Source organism: Rubrobacter tropicus (genome assembly GCF_011492945.1).
Lineage (GTDB): Bacteria > Actinomycetota > Rubrobacteria > Rubrobacterales > Rubrobacteraceae > Rubrobacter_D > Rubrobacter_D tropicus.
Genome location: NZ_CP045119.1, coordinates 1,916,567 through 1,934,688, shown reverse-complemented (window position 1 = coordinate 1,934,688; position 18,122 = coordinate 1,916,567). Strand labels below are relative to the sequence as shown.

The 18,122-nt window shown below is 67.6% G+C and carries 21 protein-coding genes and 1 pseudogene; 14 read left to right on the top strand and 8 right to left on the bottom strand.

The annotated features are described in order from the left end of the window. Complete coding sequence (gene mce, locus GBA63_RS09615; RefSeq protein ID WP_207957175.1) at positions 1–453, bottom strand: methylmalonyl-CoA epimerase; 453 nt, start codon at positions 451–453, stop codon at positions 1–3. A 49-nt stretch (positions 454–502) separates the two neighbouring features. Here mce and GBA63_RS09610 point away from each other — a divergent pair, with 49 nt between their 5' ends. Next, positions 503–745: a DUF2630 family protein gene (locus tag GBA63_RS09610; RefSeq protein ID WP_166175578.1), complete on the top strand. Its 243-nt coding sequence runs from the start codon at positions 503–505 to the stop codon at positions 743–745. 104 nt (positions 746–849) lie between these two features. On the opposite strand, the gene GBA63_RS09605 is transcribed toward GBA63_RS09610, so the two are convergent. From GBA63_RS09605 to GBA63_RS09595, 3 genes are read right to left on the bottom strand one after another with little or no spacing between them, the layout of a single operon-like run. Beyond that, positions 850–1,074 (bottom strand): hypothetical protein, encoded by a 225-nt coding sequence (locus tag GBA63_RS09605; protein WP_166175576.1) that lies wholly within the window; start codon positions 1,072–1,074, stop codon positions 850–852. 10 nt (positions 1,075–1,084) lie between these two features. Next, positions 1,085–1,318 carry a hypothetical protein gene (locus GBA63_RS09600; RefSeq protein WP_166175574.1) on the bottom strand — a complete coding sequence of 78 codons (234 nt, stop codon included), beginning with the start codon at positions 1,316–1,318 and terminating at the stop codon, positions 1,085–1,087. Positions 1,319–1,374: 56 nt separating this feature from the next. Beyond that, on the bottom strand, positions 1,375–2,067 hold the full coding sequence (locus tag GBA63_RS09595; RefSeq protein ID WP_228282399.1) for a DUF554 domain-containing protein: 693 nt from the start codon (positions 2,065–2,067) through the stop codon (positions 1,375–1,377). Between the two features lie 104 nt (positions 2,068–2,171). Here GBA63_RS09595 and sucC point away from each other — a divergent pair, with 104 nt between their 5' ends. The 5 genes from sucC to GBA63_RS09570 are packed head-to-tail and all read left to right on the top strand — an operon-like array spanning position 2,172 to position 7,089. Next, positions 2,172–3,338: an ADP-forming succinate--CoA ligase subunit beta gene (gene sucC, locus GBA63_RS09590; RefSeq protein ID WP_166175570.1), complete on the top strand. Its 1,167-nt coding sequence runs from the start codon at positions 2,172–2,174 to the stop codon at positions 3,336–3,338. Positions 3,339–3,341: 3 nt separating this feature from the next. Continuing rightward, positions 3,342–4,214, top strand: a complete 873-nt coding sequence (sucD, locus tag GBA63_RS09585; RefSeq protein WP_166175568.1) for a succinate--CoA ligase subunit alpha — start codon at positions 3,342–3,344, stop codon at positions 4,212–4,214. A gap of 9 nt (positions 4,215–4,223) precedes the next feature. Next, positions 4,224–4,397 (top strand): hypothetical protein, encoded by a 174-nt coding sequence (locus tag GBA63_RS09580; protein WP_166175566.1) that lies wholly within the window; start codon positions 4,224–4,226, stop codon positions 4,395–4,397. A 59-nt stretch (positions 4,398–4,456) separates the two neighbouring features. Continuing rightward, a complete protein-coding gene (locus GBA63_RS09575; protein WP_166175564.1) occupies positions 4,457–6,412 on the top strand; it encodes an APC family permease in 1,956 nt (651 codons plus the stop codon). Beyond that, entirely contained in the window at positions 6,409–7,089 is a 681-nt protein-coding gene (locus tag GBA63_RS09570) for a potassium channel family protein (RefSeq protein WP_166175562.1), read from the top strand. Before GBA63_RS09575 ends, GBA63_RS09570 begins: the two co-directional genes overlap by 4 nt. A 157-nt stretch (positions 7,090–7,246) precedes the next feature. Here GBA63_RS09570 and rocF read toward each other — a convergent pair whose 3' ends face one another. Together rocF and GBA63_RS09560 are read right to left on the bottom strand one after the other, a co-directional pair. Further along, positions 7,247–8,167: an arginase gene (rocF, locus tag GBA63_RS09565; RefSeq protein WP_228282395.1), complete on the bottom strand. Its 921-nt coding sequence runs from the start codon at positions 8,165–8,167 to the stop codon at positions 7,247–7,249. Positions 8,168–8,238: 71 nt separating this feature from the next. After that, positions 8,239–9,708, bottom strand: a complete 1,470-nt coding sequence (locus GBA63_RS09560; RefSeq protein ID WP_166175560.1) for a gamma-glutamyltransferase family protein — start codon at positions 9,706–9,708, stop codon at positions 8,239–8,241. A 51-nt stretch (positions 9,709–9,759) separates the two neighbouring features. On the opposite strand from GBA63_RS09560, the gene GBA63_RS09555 reads away from it, so the two are divergent. After that, positions 9,760–10,911, top strand: a complete 1,152-nt coding sequence (locus tag GBA63_RS09555) for a nicotinate phosphoribosyltransferase (RefSeq protein WP_166175558.1) — start codon at positions 9,760–9,762, stop codon at positions 10,909–10,911. A gap of 147 nt (positions 10,912–11,058) precedes the next feature. Continuing rightward, on the top strand, positions 11,059–11,535 hold the full coding sequence (locus tag GBA63_RS09550) for a hypothetical protein (protein ID WP_166175556.1): 477 nt from the start codon (positions 11,059–11,061) through the stop codon (positions 11,533–11,535). A 41-nt stretch (positions 11,536–11,576) separates the two neighbouring features. Here the strand turns inward: GBA63_RS09550 and GBA63_RS09545 are convergent, their stop codons facing one another. Beyond that, positions 11,577–12,182 carry a helix-turn-helix domain-containing protein gene (locus GBA63_RS09545; protein WP_228282393.1) on the bottom strand — a complete coding sequence of 202 codons (606 nt, stop codon included), beginning with the start codon at positions 12,180–12,182 and terminating at the stop codon, positions 11,577–11,579. Positions 12,183–12,202: 20 nt separating this feature from the next. On the opposite strand from GBA63_RS09545, the gene GBA63_RS09540 reads away from it, so the two are divergent. The 6 genes and pseudogenes from GBA63_RS09540 (at position 12,203) to rph (ending at position 17,260) form a co-directional block, all read left to right on the top strand. Then, positions 12,203–12,367, top strand: a complete 165-nt coding sequence (locus GBA63_RS09540) for a hypothetical protein (protein ID WP_166175554.1) — start codon at positions 12,203–12,205, stop codon at positions 12,365–12,367. Between the two features lie 25 nt (positions 12,368–12,392). After that, positions 12,393–12,617: an L-lactate permease gene (locus GBA63_RS09535; RefSeq protein WP_166175552.1), complete on the top strand. Its 225-nt coding sequence runs from the start codon at positions 12,393–12,395 to the stop codon at positions 12,615–12,617. A gap of 27 nt (positions 12,618–12,644) precedes the next feature. After that, positions 12,645–13,592, top strand: coding sequence for an L-lactate permease (locus tag GBA63_RS09530; protein WP_166175550.1), 948 nt, complete (start codon positions 12,645–12,647; stop codon positions 13,590–13,592). Between the two features lie 609 nt (positions 13,593–14,201). Further along, a pseudogene (locus GBA63_RS24330) lies at positions 14,202–14,397 on the top strand (glycosyltransferase); the annotation flags it as partial. 8 nt (positions 14,398–14,405) lie between these two features. Next, positions 14,406–14,642 (top strand): hypothetical protein, encoded by a 237-nt coding sequence (locus GBA63_RS09525; protein ID WP_207957174.1) that lies wholly within the window; start codon positions 14,406–14,408, stop codon positions 14,640–14,642. Positions 14,643–14,665: 23 nt separating this feature from the next. Further along, positions 14,666–17,260, top strand: coding sequence for a rifamycin-inactivating phosphotransferase (gene rph / locus GBA63_RS09520; RefSeq protein WP_166175548.1), 2,595 nt, complete (start codon positions 14,666–14,668; stop codon positions 17,258–17,260). A 399-nt stretch (positions 17,261–17,659) separates the two neighbouring features. Here rph and GBA63_RS09515 read toward each other — a convergent pair whose 3' ends face one another. Further along, positions 17,660–18,121 (bottom strand): nucleoside 2-deoxyribosyltransferase, encoded by a 462-nt coding sequence (locus GBA63_RS09515; RefSeq protein WP_166175546.1) that lies wholly within the window; start codon positions 18,119–18,121, stop codon positions 17,660–17,662. Between the last annotated feature and the right edge of the window lies 1 nt (position 18,122).

Below are 18,122 nucleotides of genomic sequence, written 5' to 3'. Positions count from 1 at the left end.
CTAGCCTTCGGGCAATTCTACAAGCTCGGTGAGCACCCCGAAGGCGCCCTTCGGGTGCACGAAGGCCATCCGGCTGCCCCCGGCGCCGATCCTGGGCGACTCGTCTATGAGCTGGACGCCGTTGCCTTTCAGGTCGGAGAGGGCGGCTTCGAGGTCGTCCACCTGGAAGGCCACGTGGTGGAAGCCCTCGCCGTGTTTGGCCAGGAACTTGCCGACGGGAGAGTCGGGGCGGGTCGGCTGGACGAGCTCGATCTGCGACTCGCCGACGCGGAACATCGTGGCCACGATGCCCTGCTCCTCGACCACCTCCTTCTCCGAAGGTTGGGCGCCGAAGTTCTCCGCGTAGAAGCGGGCGGCGGCGTCGATATCCTCAACCGCGTAACCGAGGTGGTAGATCCTGCCGAGCAACTCTCTCCCTTCGACGGTGGCGGGGGGATTGTAGATCAAGATCACGAAGGCGACCGTGGTCTAGAATCCCTGGCAAAACGGCCGGGAGGCGAGCATGGCGCAGGGAATCATGGGCAAGATCCAGGAGCTCTCCGAAGAGCGGGAGCGAATCCTTGCCCGGGAGGGAACCCACCACGCGGAGACCGGAGACCGGTCCAGGATCGTACAGATAGACCACGACCTGCAGGTACTCTGGGACCTCCGCCGCCGCGAGATGGCCGGTGAGAACGTCAACCTCAAAGAAGACTATTACGACCGTTACACCGTCGACCCGGGCTCCGACGCGCCCGGCCGCTAGTTGTCATCCTCTCAGCATTTCAGCTGGTCAGCTCTTCTTTTTGCTGACGGGCTGAGGGCGAGGCCTGCTCGTAGCAGGCCGACGCGTGCTGACAGGCTGACCAGCTAGAACCCCAGCCTGGTGTTGATGTCCGCCCACTCGGCCTTCGAGGCCGCTCTGGTCAGGATCTTCTTTAGTTCCAGGACGTCGTCTTCGTGGAAGTTCTGCCGGCCGGCGTCCGGGACGAAGTTCATGACGCGTCCGTCCGCGTAGCGGATCACGACCCTCGAGACGCCCGCGCCTTCTTTCCCCGGGTTGGAGTGTCTTTTTTCGCGCTGTATACCGTGCATGGCGGCCCTCCTATTTGACGTTTCTGCGGGCGTCGTGGGCAACCGTGTCGAGGTAGACCGACATCATGTGCAGTTCGTAGGACTCGAACACTTTCCTGCGCCTGGGCGTGATCACGTCAGAGTCCCCGTTGTCGAACTCTATGACGATCTCGCGCACGCCTTTCGGGTCCATGCCGGCGTCGGAGATGTCGAGCGGGCTCCCCCGCCACTCCCTATCTGCACCTTCCCTGCTCGCGTCTTGCACGCGGGCTCCTTTCCGCTCCTACCTCGGCTGCCAGCGGCATGTTACCAGCACCCGGCCTAGAAAGGCCACAGGGGCGCCGCCGCCACCAGCAGCGGCGCGAAGAGGAGGGACGGCAGCATGTTCCCGACCCTCACCTGCTTCAGGTTTAGAAGCCCGAGGCCGAGCCCCACGATCAGCACGCCGCCCGTCGCCGTGGCGGCAGAGATCATGGCGTCGGTTACGAACGGCTCGATAAACCCGGCCCCGAGCGTCAACGATCCCTGAACCACGAGCACGGTCCCCGCGGAGAGCAAGACCCCCCACCCGAGCACGGAAGCGAACGTGAGCGCCGCTATAAAGTCCAGGCCGCTCTTGAGGGCGAGCAGGCCGTAATCCCCCCGAAGACCGTCTTCGAGGGAGCCGATCACGGTCAAGGGACCAACGCAGAACAGCAGGCTGGTCGTGACGAAGGCCCGGCTTACGGGGCTCTCCCCCTTAGAGAACCTTTTTTCGAGGTAATCGCCGAAGCGCTTGAGCCCGTCCTCGATGCCGAGAACCTCCCCGACGACCAGCCCCGCTACCACGCTGACCAGCGGGATCAGGGGATTGTCGAACTCCAGAAAGTTCGCGACGCCGACGAGAAGCGTCACGATGCCGATAGCCTGCATGGCCGTCAAACGCATCTTCTCCGGCAACCTGGCGCCGGCGAGGGTTCCTATTCCCCCTCCGGCCAGCACGGCTACGACGTTTATGGCGGTTCCGAGGCCCAAGACGGACTGAAGTATAAGGTTTGGGTAGACGCGACGCGCGACGGAAACCCGCCGGAAAAAAGGGGGACGGGCTCTCTGTATAATCCGCCGTGTCATGGCGGGTTTTGCGGGAGTCTGACTTGGATCTTTACGAGTATCAGGGCAAAGAACTGTTGAGGGGCTACGACCTGGAGACACTTCCGGGCATCGTGGCCGGAACGCCCGAGGAGGCGGCCCGCGCGGCCGAGACGCTCGGGGGAACCGTCGCCGTGAAGGCGCAGGTCCTCATCGGCGGGCGCGGGAAGGCCGGCGGGATCGCGGTGGTCCACAACGCCAGGGAGGCGGAGGAGGCCGCGGAACGCATCCTTGGGATGGACATCCGGGGGCATACCGTGCGGCGGGTCTACGTCGAGGGCGGGGCCGAGATCGAGAAGGAGTACTACCTCTCCATCACGGTCGACCGGGCCGCGAAGAAGCCCTTGATCTTGTTCTCGACCGAGGGCGGCGTGGACATCGAGGAGGTCGCCGAGACCAAGCCCGGGGCGATCGTGCGGACGCACGTCGACCCGCTGCTCGGCCTGCTACCGTACCAGGTGCGCGAGATAGTCTTCGCGGCGGGCCTCTCGGGCGACGCGGCGAAGGGCGTAGGGCGGACGCTGAACAACCTCTACAAGGCGTTCGAGGGGCTCGACGCGAGCCTGGTCGAGATCAACCCGCTGGTGCTGACCAAGGACGGGCGGGTGCTGACGCTCGACTCGAAGGTGACGGTGGACGACTCGAGCCTCTACCGTCACAAGGACATAGCGGAGCTGCACGACGTGGAGGCGGCGGACCCGCAGGAGCAGCGGGCCCAGGAGGTCGGCCTCCAGTACGTGAAGCTGGACGGAAACGTGGGGATCCTGGGCAACGGGGCGGGGCTCGTGATGAGCACGCTCGACGTGGTGGCCCAGGCCGGGGGCGAGCCGGCCAACTTCTGCGACGTCGGGGGTGGGGCGGACGCGGAGAAGATCTCGACGGCGCTGGACATCGTCACGTCCAACGAGCAGGTCGAGAGCGTCCTGTTCAACATCTTCGGCGGGATCACGCGCGGCGACGAGGTCGCCCGAGGCCTTCTCTCGGCCATCGAGAAGACCGGCATAGAACTGCCGATCGTGGTGCGCCTGGACGGGACGAACGCCGAGGAGGGGCGCCGCATCCTGGCCGAGAACACGCCGGAGAACGTACACACCGAAGAGACGATGCTCGACGCGGCCCGCCGCGCCGTGGAGCTCGCGCGCGACGGGGGGCGGTAGAGCATGGCGATACTTGTAGACGACGGGACCCGACTGCTGGTTCAGGGCATCACGGGCCGCGAAGGCGCGTTCCACACGGGCAGGATGCTGGAGAGCGGCACCAACGTGGTGGCCGGCGTCACGCCCGGCAAGGGCGGCCAGGACTACGAAGGCGTTCCGGTCTTCGACACCGTTGCGGGCGCGGTCGAGGCGACGGGCGCGAACGCCAGCGTGATCTTCGTCCCCCCGCCCTTCGCGGCCGATGCGATCTTCGAGTCTCTTGACTCGGGCATGAGCACCGTCTGCTGCATCACGGAGGGCATCCCCGTGCACGACATGATGCGGGTGGCCGATTACATAGGTACCAAGGACGCGACGCTCATCGGGCCTAACTGCCCGGGCGTGCTCTCGCCGGGCAAGGCGAACGTCTCGATCATGCCTCGCGACATCTTCTCGCCGGGCAAGGTCGGGGTGGTGAGCCGCAGCGGGACGCTCACGTACCAGATCGTCAACGAGCTTACCCAGCGCGGCATCGGGCAGAGCACGGCCGTCGGGATCGGGGGCGACCCGATCATAGGCACGAACTTTATAGAGATCCTCGGCAAGTTCGAGGAGGACCCCGAGACGGACTGCGTGGTGATGATCGGGGAGATCGGGGGCAACGCGGAGCAGCTCGCAGCCGACTACGTCCGATCGGAGATGAAGACCCCCGTGGTCGCCTACATAGCCGGTTTCACGGCCCCGGAGGGCAAGACTATGGGCCACGCCGGCGCGATAGTCTCCGGCGGCGAGAGCACGGCCGAGGCGAAGAGCGAGGCCCTGCGGTCGGCCGGCATCCGGGCGGCGACGAACCCGTCGGAGGTCGCGGAGCTCGTGGCCGAGGCGCTCGGCGGCTAGGGCGGAGCCATGAGGTTCGGGGGCGGGGGCTGGAGGCCGGACAACCGGCGCAACCGGAGGCGGAACGGCGGCACGGGGAGGTCCACCGAGCAGAGGGCCGACCGAACCGTCATCGCCGTGCTCGTCATCTTCACCGTCCTCGTCTTGGGGCTGATGATCGCGCTCCTCGCCCTCAGTTCTTGACGCCTGAGGCCCTGCCGCCGTGCTAGACTTGCGGCAGGGTCGTGCGCGACCGGGATATCATGGCTAAGTCTACGGCTCCACCAGTCCGCTACGGCAACCGGCTCACCCGCTGGTTGCTCAAGCACCGCATAGAACAGGTTCAGGGACCGGAGACACCGGAGAGCAAGTCCCAGCAGCATCCGTGGTGGCAGGTCGTCTGCCTGACGGGCGTGGACTACTTCTCGACGCTCGGCTACATCCCCGCCATAGCCGCCGCCAACGCCGGGGCCCTCTCACCCATCGCGACGTTGCTTATCGTGCTGCTCACGCTGTTCGGGATGCTTCCGATGTACCGTGTGGTGGCGGCGGAGAGCCCGAACGGCCAGGGCTCCGTCTCGATGTTGGAGCGGCTGCTCTCGTTCTGGAAAGGCAAGATCTTCGTCCTCTGCCTCCTGGGGTTCGTGGCGACCGCGTGGGTCATCACCATAACCCTCTCGGCCGCCGACGCCACGGCCCACATCGTCGAGAACCCGTTCTGGCCCGAGGGACTCAGGGACCACGAAGTCGGCATCACGCTGGTCCTCCTGGCGATTCTCGGCGCGGTCTTTTTGCGCGGTTTCAAGGAAGCCATCGGCATCGCGGTCGTCGTCGTGGCCGTGTTCCTGCTGACGAACCTCGTCGTTGTTGGCGTGTGCCTCTACTCCGTCTTCGCCGATCCCGGGAACCTCGCTAGCTGGCAAGACGCGCTCTTCACCAACTACGGCAACCCCCTGACGATGCTCGGACAATCCCTGCTCGTCTTTCCGCTGCTGGCCCTCGGGCTCTCGGGCTTCGAGACCGGCGTCAGCATGATGCCGCTCGTCCGGGGGGAGGACGGCGACGATCCGGAGCGCCCCAGAGGGCGCATAAGAAACACGCGCCGCATGCTCACGGTGGCGGCCCTCATCATGAGCTTCTACCTCATCACGACCAGCTTCGTCACGGCGGTCCTGATCCCGGCCGAGGAGTTCGGACCGGGGGGCGCGGCCAAGGACCGGGCGATGGCCTTCCTGGCGCACGAGTACCTGGGCGACGGCTTCGGGACCGTCTACGATCTGAGCACCATCGCGATCCTGTGGTTCGCCGGCGCGTCGGCGATGGCGGGGCTCTTGAACATCGTGCCCCGCTACCTGCCCCGGTACGGCATGGCCCCGGAGTGGGGACGGGCGGTGAGGCCGCTGGTGCTCGTCTACACGGCGATCGCTCTCGTGGTCACGATAATCTTCGCCGCGGACGTCGAAGCCCAGAGCGGGGCCTACGCGACCGGGGTGCTGGCGATGATGGTCTCGGCGGCCTTCGCGGTGGCCCTGTCCGCGTGGCGTAGGGGTTCTCGCGGGACGGGACTGGCCTTCGGGGTCTTGTTTCTGGTCTTCGTCTACGCCTTCGTGGCGAACGAGATCCGACGCCCCGACGGCATAGTCATCTCCCTGTTCTTTATAGCGGCCATCGTCGTCGTCTCGCTGGTCTCCCGCGTGCAGCGCTCCACGGAATTGCGGCAGGAGAGGATAGAGATAGACGAGACCGCCCAGATCTTCCTCGACGAGGCCGCCAGGGGCGGCGAGATCCACATAGTCGCCCACCGCAGGCGCCGGACTGACGACCCCTCGGAGTACGCCCGCAAGGAGAGGGAGCAACGCGAGGACAACCACATCCCGGCGAGCGACCCGATCCTGTTTCTGGAGGTTGATGTGGAGGACGCCTCGGAGTTCACGGACGTGCTCGAGGTGAGCGGCGTGGAGATCGGGCGCTACAAGGTCCTGCGCTCCGTCAGCTCGGTCGTGCCGAACGCCATCGCGGCCTTCCTGCTCCACGTGCGCGACACGACGGGAAAGACGCCCCACTGCTACTTCGGCTGGACCGAGGGGAACCCGGTCGTTTACCTGATCCGGTTCATGCTCTTCGGCGAGGGGGACACGGCCCCCGTGACCCACGAGGTCCTCAGGGAGGCAGAACCGGACGCCTCCCGCCGCCCCGCCATCCACGTGGGTGGCCGATGAGCCACCAGTTCGCCGTTATCGGCCTCGGGCGGCTGGGGATCGCGATGGTCGGCACCCTCGACTCCCTGGGGCACGACGTCCTTGCCATAGACCTGAAGGAAGACCTGATCCAGACGCTCGCGGACGACCTGCCTAACGTCCACCTGGTAGCGGCCGACGCCACGGACGAAGACGTCCTGCACGGCCTGAACCTGCAAGATTTCGACGCGGCGGCGGTGGTTATCGGGGAGAACCACATAGAGGCCGGCATCCTGGCGACGGCGAACTTGAAGGAGCTCGGCGTCTCGACCATCGTCGCCCGCGCCACGAGCAAGCTGCACGCCAGGGTCCTCGAGAGGGTCGGCGCCGACAGGGTCATCCAGCCCGAGCGCGAGATGGGCGAACAGGTCGCCCGGGTGCTCGCCTCCCCAGCCGTACTGGACTACGTGGACCTCGGCGAAGACGAGGCCCTGATCGAAGCCCGGGTACCCCAACAGTGGACCGACAAATCGCTGGCCGAACTCGCCCTCTCCCGCAACCTCGGCCTCACGGTCCTGGCCCTGAAACCGCAGAACGGCGCGGGAACGCTCCCCCGCGGCGACACGATCCTCCGCGAGGGCGACGTAATAGTGGTGGGCGGCTCCAAGAAGACCCTGGACGCCTCTCCCCTCTCAGGCCCCCCTCCGCGCAAAACGTAGGTTTCAGGCATCAGGAAGGACCGCTTACGGGATGGTGGTCGCCAGCCCGAGGCCCTCGCGCGGATCGGCCCGGTACTTTTGGGTCCACGTTCGGACTACCTATCTCGGCGAAGGGTTCCGCCACCAACCCCGAAACCTGATGCCTGCAGCCTGAAACCTACACCGGCAGGTCTATTATCCGGCGCCCGAGCAGGCTCCCGACGAGCTCCACGGCGAGGGACGCCGTGCCGTTTCTGACGTCCAGGATCGGGTTTACCTCCACCACGTCCAGGGAGGTCACCACGTCCGCCTCGTTTATGAGCTCCATGACGAGGTGGGCCTCGCGGTAGGTGAGGCCGCCGCGGACCGGGGTGCCGACTCCCGGGGCTATCTCGGGGTCGAGGACGTCCAGGTCGAAGGAGAGGTGGACGCGGTCCACGTGCGAGAGGTACTTCATGGCCTGGCGCACGACGCGGGCGACGCCGTAGGCGTCTATCTCCTTCATCGTGTAGGCGCGCACGCCGGCCTCGCGGAGCAGGTTGCGCTCTTCGAGGTCCACGGAGCGCAGGCCTATCAAAACGATGTCCTCGGGCCTCACGCTCGCGCCGGGGCCGCCGATCTCGACGAGGTCGGCAGGACCCATGCCGGCGAGCGTGGCGAGCGGCATCCCGTGGATATTTCCAGAAGGCGAGGTCTCGGGGAGGTTGAAGTCCGCGTGGGCGTCGAGCCAGATCACGCCCGTCCGGCCGCCGGAGGACCCGGCGACCCCCGAAACGGTCCCGATGGAGATGGAGTGGTCCCCCCCGAGGAAGATCGGGAACAGCCCCTCCGACACGACGGCCCCTGCCCGCCCGGAGACTTCCTCGCACACGCTCCGCACGGCATCGAGGTGACGGACGGACTCGTCGCTCTCTATCAGCTCGGGGATCGGCACCCCCGCGTTGCCGAGGTCCGTAACGGGATAGCCCAGCTCCTCGATGGCGTCTTCCAGGCGGGCGTACCGGATGGCGCTCGGCCCCATGTCCACGCCGCGGCGGTCCTGCCCGAGGTCCATAGGCACCCCGAAGATACCAACCGGGTTGCGCGGGTTCCTAGGCAAAAGAGACGCCTCCCGACCGCCTGGGGTCCGCCGCCGCCTCGAGGTCCCCCCGGTCGTCAGCCTGACGGCGTTCACCCCCCGAAGTACATGTTCGGCTCCTCGTACGGGAGCACCCGCCCGAAACGCTCCGGGTCCGCCTTTGGCGACCCCGCCTCGAACGCGAAAAGGTCTCCCTCCGCGTGGAAGCGCGGCGCGAGGACCGCCTCTTCGACGGTCATCCCGAAGTCCAGGATGTTCACGAGCGTCTGCAGGATCGCCGTTGGTATGCGCGAGGCGCCGGGAGACCCGAGCGCCACGATCCCACCCTCGGCGGACGAGACGACGGTCGGGCTCATGCTTGAGACGAGGCGCTCGCCGGGCTTGAGCGCGTGAAAGCCCTTGGGGTTTAGCTCGGGCTCGCCGAGGCTGTTGTTGAGCGGGATGCCCGTGCCTGGGACGACGAGACCCGAACCGTAGCCCATGCTCGCGGTTATGGAGACGGCGAGGCCATCGGCGTCGACGCAGGAGAGGTGCGTGGTGTGCGGGGAGCCGAAGCCCTCGAAGATGCGCCGGCGCTGGACCTTGGCGTACTCCTCCCCGGTCAGCCGGGCCGCGACGGTCCCGTTCTCCGAGCCGTCCAGGTACTGCGTCGCCCGGTCTTCGAGCGCGAGCTTCATGGCGCCGGCCATGACGGTAACGTACTCCCTGCCGGGCATGGAGGCGAGGTCGTAAGCCGAGACCACGCGCAGCATCTGCGCCAGCGTGGGGCCGCCGGCCGAGGGCGGACCGTTCGTGTACATCTCCCCCGCCCCGTGGCGCACGCTCATCGGCTCCCTGACGACCGGCCTGTACTCGGCGAGGTCCCTCTCCGTAAGGATGCCCTCCATGCCGAGGACGTAGGAAGAAACCTTGCGCCCGAGATCCCCCTCGTAGAACAGGTCGGCGCCAGACTCGCCCACGGCCTGCAGCGTGTCGGCGAGCTCGGGGAACCGTATCTCCTCGCCTTCCCTGTAGACCCTGTCGCCCTTGTAGAACTGCCGGCGCGTCTCGTCCGTGAGCGTGAGGACCTCCCGGGCCACCTCGAACCAGAGCCCGGAGGTCCGGCAGAGCCGAAAGCCGTCGCGGGCGAGCCGGATCGCGGGCCCCAGAGCCTCCTTGAGACCCAGCCTCCCGTGCCGCCGGAGCACCATCTCCCACCCGCGCAAAGAACCCGGCACGGAGACCGCGGCCCCGCCGACTATGGACCGGACGCCGGCGCCGTACTTGAGCGTCACCGACTGCGGGCTTCCCCCCGCCCCGAAGGCCGAATCCGGCAGGCCCTTGCCCGGCATCGCGTCGTAGTAGTCGACGAGTTCGGCGCTGCCGTCCGAGTCCCTGACAAGCGCGAAACCGCCGCCGCCGATGGAGCTCATCAGGGGCTCGGTGACGCTCACCGCGGCGGCCGCGGCGACTGCGGCGTCGGCGGCGTTGCCCCCGGCGCGGAAGACCTCGGCGGCGGCCTCCGCCGCGTACGGGGTGCCGGCCGAGGCCGCGAAGGAGAGCTTTGAGTCCGAGGCGTTCATTGTGGCTATCATACGCGAGAGGACGGTCACGCGAAAACGGGGGACAGAGACTTGAGCGAAGGCGGACGCAGGTTCAACTCGGCGACGGACGCGGAGATCCGCAACGCCGACGTAGCCGACTCGTACTTCCACAGGACGATGGAGGTGCTCCGCTCCCGCGGCCTTGAGAACACCCCCGTCCACGCCGAGCTTGCCTACAAGACCAGCGACCCCGACGCCTGGTTCGTCGTCGCGGGCCTGGACGAGGTCGCCTACCTCTTCGAGGATCTGCCGGTCGAGGTTCGGGCGGTGCCCGAAGGCACGATCTGCCGCCCCCACGAGCCGATCCTCACCATCTCCGGCCCCTACGGCGCCTTCGCCGAGCACGAGACCGCCCTGCTCGGCCTGCTCTGCCAGGCTTCGGGCATCGCAACGGGCGCGGCGCGGTGCCGGTTGGCGGCCGGCGAGCGGCCCGTGATTTCCTTCGGGGCGCGAAGGATGCACCCGTCCATAGCGCCCATGATCGAACGCTCGGCCTACATCGGCGGGTGCGACATGGTCGCCGTGGACCTCGCCGTCGAACGTATGGGCATCCCCGCCACCGGCACGACCCCGCACGCCCTCGTCCTCATGATTGGCTCGACCGCCGAGGCGGCGAAGGCCTTCGACGAGACGATGAAGCCTGAGGTCCCACGCACCATCATCATAGACACCTTCGACGACGAGAAGTTCGGGGCCCTTTTGGCGGCCCGCGCCATTCCGGACACAATCTCGGCCATCCGGATGGACACGCCGGGCAACCGCAGGGGAGACTTCAGGGACCTGATGCGCGAGGTCCGGTGGGAACTCGACCGCCACGGGTTCTCGCACGTCAAGATCTTCGCCTCCGGCGGCATCGACGTCGATTACATCCTCCACCTGAACCCCGTCTGCGACGCCTACGGGGTCGGCGGCGCCATCGCGGACGCGCCGATGATCGACTACTCCCTGGACATCGTCGAGGTCGACGGCGAGGACCGCTCCAAGCGCGGTAAGCGCGGCGGGCGCAAGAAACTCCTCGAGTTGGAGGACGGGTCCCGCCAGGTCCTGCCCGTAGGCGCCCCCCAACCCCACGGCGCCCGCGACGTCCTTCGCCCCATCGAAGAAGCCTTTGGCGACGACGACGCCCACGCCCTCCGAGGGCGGGTCCTCGCCCAACTCGCCACCGATAAGTTCGCTCTCTAAGGCGCCTCCCGGTCCCTCTACTTCATTTGGGCTAGGCGGGCATGGTCCCTTTTGGCGAGACAAATTTCCTCTATTTGTGTGATGTGATACCAGCATCCCTGCAGGATAATTACGGGGGTAAGGAAGAGCCGATGGAGAGGACCCGAGATGGAGAACACGACCTCGAACGCCAGCCCTCTGACCTGTCCTTTCTGCGAGTCGGCGCCCCTCGAAGATTTCGGCCGCAACTCGGCGCGGTGCAGGACCTGTGGCGGCGTCCTCGGCGGCGAGTTGCTGGAGATGCTGCGGCGCATCGTCGCCCTCCCCGACACGCTCGGCCGGCACGCCTGCGAGTGCGGACATCCCGAGATGCGCCTCCTCCCCGACGACGTCTACCGGTGCCCGGCCTGCGGCGCCGAGGTCGTGCCGGTCTCTGCCGGGGCCGCGACCTGGAAGAGCTCCGACCACTCCGAGGCCTACTGGTCGGGCTGGCTCGACGGCCGCTACGGCGAGCAGAAGCGGCTCTCTACAAACCGGGTCCTCGCCCGCTGGGACTCGGCACAGGACCGCCTCGACTTCTACCGCGGCCACCGCGCCGGGCGGGAGGCGAGGGTCGCGAGGCGTGGGCTTATAGAGGCGTCTTAGGGAAGCTTTCAGCCTTTAGCTTTCAGCTTTCAGCTTCTGGTTCAAGGGGCGCCCGAGTAGTCTATGACGAGGTAGTAGCTGCACTCTCCCGGCCCGGTGTTGTCGAAGCGGTGCGGGACGTCTGCCTCGAAGTAAAGGGCGTCGCCTTGCCGCAGCCGGTGTTCTTCACCGCCGAGGGTCGCCGACAGCTCGCCCTTCTCCACAACGATGTGCTCCCTGACGCCCCTGCTGTGGGGCGGGAACTCGCCGGAAGTGCCGCCGGTGGGGATCACGTTGCGGACGAACTCGACGCCCCGTCCCGCGAACGTCGGGGATAGCAACTGACGCTCGAAACCCGTCTCGGGGTCGCGCATGACCAGGCGGTTCTCTTTCCGCACCACGACGACTTCGCGTTTTTCTTCCGTGCCCGCCAGGCGCGAGAGCGTAACACCCAGCCCCTCGGCAAGCCTCGCGGCGACCACCAGCGTCGGGTTCTTCTCGCCGCGTTCGAGCTTGGAGATCATGGCCCGGCTCACCCCCGACCGGCCGGCCAACTCCTCGAGCGTCAACCCCCGCCCGCGACGCAACTCCCTGACGCGACCGCCCAGCCGATCGGACGAAACCGCCTCCACCATCCGAGAGTCCACCGTTGCGCTGTCCTCCGTCATTTGGTAGAAGAGATTCTATCATGGTAGAAGCTTTTCTATTCTTCGCGGCCCTTGCGCCGTTCGTGGTGGCCGGGGTCGGGCTTCTGGTGCTCGGGCGGCCCGCGGTATGGGTCGGGGTGGCGACGCTCGGGGCGGCCGTGGCCGGGGCGTTGGCGTTCGGGGGTCGGGGCTGTTCGGGGCTTTGATGGGGGGCTCGGGACGTCGGGGCGGGTGTTGTTCGTTCTCTTCGGCGGTTTGTTGCTGTACAACGTGCTCGCGGCTGGCGGGGCGGTCGGGGAGGTGTCGCGATTTCTGGGGCGGTTGGAGCCCGATCCCGTCGCGCTCGCCGCGGGGGTGGTCGTCGGGGTGGCACCGTTCTTCGAGTCGGTTACGGGGTTCGGGGTGGCGGTGGTAATAAGCGCCCCATACTGCTCGCCGCCGGTTTCTCGCCGTTAAAGGCGGCGGTGCTGGCGAGTTGGGGCAGTGCGCGGTGCCGTGGGGGCTTTGGGGGTTGGGACCGTGATCGGGGCGGATCTCGCCGGGATGGGCTTCGTCGAGCTCTCGGACTGGAGCGCCCTGTTGAGCGTTCCCCTCTTCCCCGTCTACGGCGTCGCCGCGGTCGCGCTCGCCGGCGGATGGTCGGGTGTCAGGCGCCGCGGCGCGGAGGCGGCCCTGCTTGGCCTCGCGGCAGGAGCCGGGACGCTCGCGACCAGCCTCTTCCTAGTCCCGGAGCTCTCGGGCGCCGTCGGTGGGCTCGCGGCGACGGCAATCTTTCTCGGGCTCCGGATCGGCCGGGCCGGGGGCGCCCCGGTGCGCGCGCTGCTGCCCTACGCATTTCTCCTTACCCTACTCGTCCTGATAAACGCGGGCGGGGGGCCCGGCTCTGTGGCCTGGATCGGGCCCGCGATCGACGGACCGGGCCTGCCGCTCCTTGCCTCCTCGATCTTCGCCTCCACACTGTTCGCGGTCGGTCCGGGAACGTTCGGCAACGCGCTGAACAGCACGACCCGCCAGTGGCTCCCGACCGCGGGTGCTGTGCTCACCTTCGTGCTCGCCGGGGCGATCTTGGCAGACGGTGGAGCGGCCGGGGTGCTGGCGACCGAAGCCAGGCGTTTCGGGAGCCTCTACCCCGCCATCCTGCCCGTTCTCGGTGCTTTCGGGGGGGCGCTCGCGGGATCCAACGCGGCCTCCAACGCGCTCTTCATGCCGCTCCAGATCGAGGCCGCGCGCGGGCTCGGCATCTCGGAGCCACTCGCGGCGGCCTCGCAGAACGTGTCGGGGAGCCACGCGAGTTTGTTGGCTCCTCAGCGAATCGTGCTGGCGGCGACGGCGACCGGGCTCGTGGGGCGGGAGGGTGAGATCACGCGCCTCGCCATGGCCCCCGTCGTGGTTTCCATCGTCGTCTTGGCGGTCATCGGGATGGTGTCCTAGCTTAGAGGTCGTGTTCGGACTGTGCAGCCATGCGCCTCTCCCGCACGAGCCACGAGAGATCCGGCTCAAGCCCGATTTCGGCGGCCCAGGCTCGCAAGAATCGTCGGTGCGTAAAAACCTTGTACGCGCCGATCTGCCCCGGCCAAGCTACAGCGGTTTGCGGAAGGACCGACCCTCATCGTTGGTGAGGCCTTGAGGTTTTTAGGCACTCAGGTTTTCAGGGGTGCGCCACGAGGCCGCGGGCGGGCCCCGACCCACCACCCCTCGGAACCTCAAAGCCTAAGAACCCGTAAACCTACCCCCAACGGGCTCGATTTTCGATGAGACTCGAAGCCTGATCGCCAGAAGGACGCGGCGAGTCGGCATGATGGTGACGGATGACCCGCGTGATTCGCGAAGCGCGGGCTCAGTCGCCAGTCATCGGTTCTCGTCGAGGGCGTAACCTATGACACCGTCCGCGGCGCTGCACGAGGGAGTCGCGGACCCTGTGAGTAGGCCTGCCCACTCCCTTCCACTTCCAATATACAGCGCCCCGGGGCTTGCTTCAAGCCCCGGTCGTGGCGCATAATGCCGGCCGAGGCCAGAACCCACGGAGATTAGAGTAACGAAATGCGTGTGTTGTTGTCGGCGTGTGGGTCGCGCGGGGACGTCGAACCGATGGCGGGACCCGCGGTGCGGTTGCGGGCACCCGGCGCGGAGGCGCGTGTGCGCGCCTCCGGCCTTCGCGGAGCTGCTGGCCCGTGTCGGCGCGCCGCTGGTACCGGTCGGCCGGCCGGTGCGCCCGATGGTGCGCGGGGCGAAGCCGGCGTCGACGTGGAGCTGGCCGACGGCCCGTCGCTGCGGGCGGAATACCTCGTCGGGCGCAACGGCGGACGCGATCTGATCCGGAAGGCCGCCGGCATCGAGTTCCCCGGGTGGGATCCGACGACCAGCCACCTGATCTCCGAGGTCGAGCTGGCCGAGGAGCCGGAATGGGACCTACGCCGCGACGCGCTCGGGATCCATTCCTTGAGCGGGTGGGGGCCGGTGAGACGTTGCGACGTTCTTTAGAGAACGCACGAGGGAGGGAAGGGATGAGCTGCTACGTGTTGGGTTTCCAGGAGGTCGACCGGACGCAGGTCGCGGTCGTTGGCGGCAAGGGCGCGCATCTGGGGGAGCTTTCGCGGATCAAAGGCCTCCGCGTGCCGGCTGGCTTCTGCGTGACGACGGACGCCTTCCAGCGGATCATGGCGGAAGCGCCGTCGATCGACGATCGACTCGATCGGCTGTCGCGCCTGAAGCCGGACGACCGGGAGGCGATCCGCGCGCTCAGCGCGGAGATCCGCCGGACCCTCGAAGGGACCGCCATCCCCGACGATCTGGCGGCGGCGATTACCCGCCCGCTCGCCCGGCTCGGCGAGAGAGCCGCCTACGCCGTCCGATCCAGTGCGACGGCAGAGGACTTGCCGACGGCATCCTTCGCGGGCCAGCAGGACACGTACCTGAACGTCGTGGGGCCGGCGGCGATCCTCCAGCACGTCAGCCGGTGCTGGGCCTCGCTCTTCACCGAGCGGGCCGTGACCTACCGCCTGCGGAACGGATTGGACCACCGGAAGGTCCACATGGCCGTGGTCGTGCAGCAGATGGTCTTCCCGCAGGCGGCCGGCATCCTCTTCACGGCCGACCCCGTCACGGGCAGCCGGAAGGTCGCCTCCGTGGAGGGCAGCTTCGGCCTCGGCGAGGCCCTGGTCTCCGGCCTGGTAAACGCGGACGTCTACAAGGTGCGGGACGGCGAGGTCGTCGCCAGGGCGGTCGCCACCAAGCGGCTTGCCATCCACGCCTCGCCGGCAGGCGGGACGCAAGAACATGCGATCGAGCCGGAGCGGCAGGAGCAGGCAGCGCTGACGGATGCGCAGGTCGTGCGGCTGGCGCAGCTGGGCCGGCGGATCGAAGCCCACTTCGGCCGCCCCCAGGACATCGAATGGTGCCTGGTCGACGATGGGTTCCAGATCGTCCAGAGCCGGCCGATCACCACGCTGTTCCCTATCCCTGAGGCCGGCGACCGGGAGAACCACGTCTACGTCTCCGTCGGTCATCAGCAGATGATGACCGACCCCATGAAGCCGCTGGGGATCTCCTTGTGGCAGCTGACGGCAGGCCGGCCCATGTACGAGGCCGGCGGGAGGCTGTTCGTCGACGTCACCCGGGGCCTCGCAACGCCTGCGAGCCGCGCAGGCTTCCTGGAGATGCTGGGGAAATCCGATCCGCTGATCGGGGACGCGCTGCAGACCATCCTCGACCGCGGCGACTTCATCCCGACGCTCCCGGACGAGGGTCCCGACGGGGCGCCGGCGGGCGGCGCGCCAGCCCCGATCGAGACCGATCCGGCCATCGTCGCCGAGCTGATCAGGCGCAGCCAGGCCTCCCTCGCCGACTTGAAGCGCGACATCCGGACGAAGTCCGGATCGGCGCTCCTCGACTTCATCCTGGCGGACATCCAGGAGCTGAGGCGGCTCCTGTTCGATCCGCAGAGCCATCGGGTGATCATGGCGGGAATGGAGGCAACCTGGTGGCTCAATGAGCAGCTGCAGGCGTGGCTGGGCGAGAAGAACGCGGCCGACACGCTTACGCAGTCCGTCCCCCACAACGTCACGTCGGAGATGGGGCTAGCGCTCCTGGACGTCGCGGACGTGATCCGCCCGCGTCCGGACGTGGTGGCCTTCCTGCGGCACGTCGAGGACGAGGGCTTCCTGGACGAGCTGCCCGGGCTCGCAGGCGGGCGGGAAGCGCGAGACGCCATTCAGGCCTGGCTCGACAAGTACGGCATGCGCTGCGTCGGCGAGATCGACATCACGAGGCCGCGTTGGAGCGAACGCCCCACCACGCTCGTGCCCATCATCCTCAGCAACGTCAAGAACTTCGAGCCGGGCGCCGGCGCGCGGCGCTTCGAGCAAGGACGGCAGGAGGCCTGGAAGAAGGAACGGGAGCTGCTGGAGCGCTTGCGGGCCTTGCCGGACGGGAAGCGGAAGGCCGAAGAGGCCAAGCAAATGATCGACCGGGTCCGGACCTTCAGCGGGTACCGGGAGTATCCGAAGTACGGCATGGTCAGCCGATACTTTGTTTACAAGCAGGCCTTGTTGGAAGAAGCCGGGCGCCTCGTGCGGGCCCACGTGCTTCGTGAGAAGGAAGACATCTTCCACCTAACCTTCCAGGAGCTCCAGGACGTCGTGCGCACGAACCAGGTGGATGACCGGCTCATCCGCCAGCGCAAGGACGCGTTCAGTTCGTATAAGGCGCTCACGCCGCCCCGGGTGCTCACGTCGGATGGCGAGGCCGTCGCCGGGGCGTACCGACGCGACGATCTGCCGGCCGGCGCGCTGGTCGGCTTGCCGGTTTCCGCCGGGACCATCGAGGGGCGGGCCCGCGTCATCCTGGACGTGGCGGGGGCCGATCTCGAAGCGGGCGACATCCTGGTCACCGCCTACACGGACCCCAGCTGGACGCCCCTGTTCGTCGCGATCAAGGGCCTGGTGACGGAGGTGGGGGGCCTGATGACCCATGGCGCGGTGATCGCACGGGAGTACGGCTTGCCGGCCGTCGTGGGGGTGGAGCATGCCACCCGGCTGATCCGGGATGGGCAGCGGATCCGCGTGCATGGAACGGACGGGTACGTCGAGATCCTGCCCTAGCGGGACAGCCCGGCAGGTAGCCGGGCGGCGCGTGGACGGCCAGACGCCGTTGGCGGCCTGGTAGATGCCCGCCGCGGGTCTTCACCCTGCTGCACGATGCCACGATGATCCCGGCCACGGCCGGCATGTTGGTCCCATCCACGAGGTAGACGCCGATCCGCAGTTCTGCCTCGGCGTCGTGCCCGCGGGCGGCCAGCGGGGGCGTGTTTCGTGCTGCAGGTCCCGCGCCCCTCCGAGAGCACCGGGCTCCAGTCGGACCTTTCGGAGTCTCTACCGTAGGGAAGATCCCTGACGTAACGGGCGGCGCCCCGGAAACCTTCGGCACCAGGATCGTAGAAGGCAGAACCCAGACGGCCCGGGGTCTCTACCCGGAAGCCTGGCAGCTTTTCGCGTTCAAGGCTACGGTTCCCGCCCGGCCAGGCGCCCCTCAAGAATCCTCAGCAAAGTAGCCTCGTCTTCGGCTATCCGGTCCAGCGGAACGCGGACCATGGGGTTTAGTTTCGAGCCGAGGAACGTCGCGCGGGTGTCGGTGTGGAGACCGGCGATCAGCCGCCTGGCGCCTTCGAGACGGCGGTGGGCGTGGGCGATGCCGAGCTCTACGCAGGCCCCTTCGTCCGGGACCCGGCCTTCGAGCACGAAAAGAAAGATGTCGGATTCCATTATTTTGGTTTCGTCTAGTTCGAACATGGCCAGGCGACGCTCCTCGGGGCGCATCGCGTCGTACGGCGCCTTGTCCCGTTCGACGCCGTCGCGTTGGGGGAGGAAGACACGGAAACCCCGGTCTTCCAGTTTACCGGCCAGCGCTTCATTGAAAGACCTCTCGGCTTCGGAGAAGAGCGGGCCGGCCAGGTAGACCAGCACG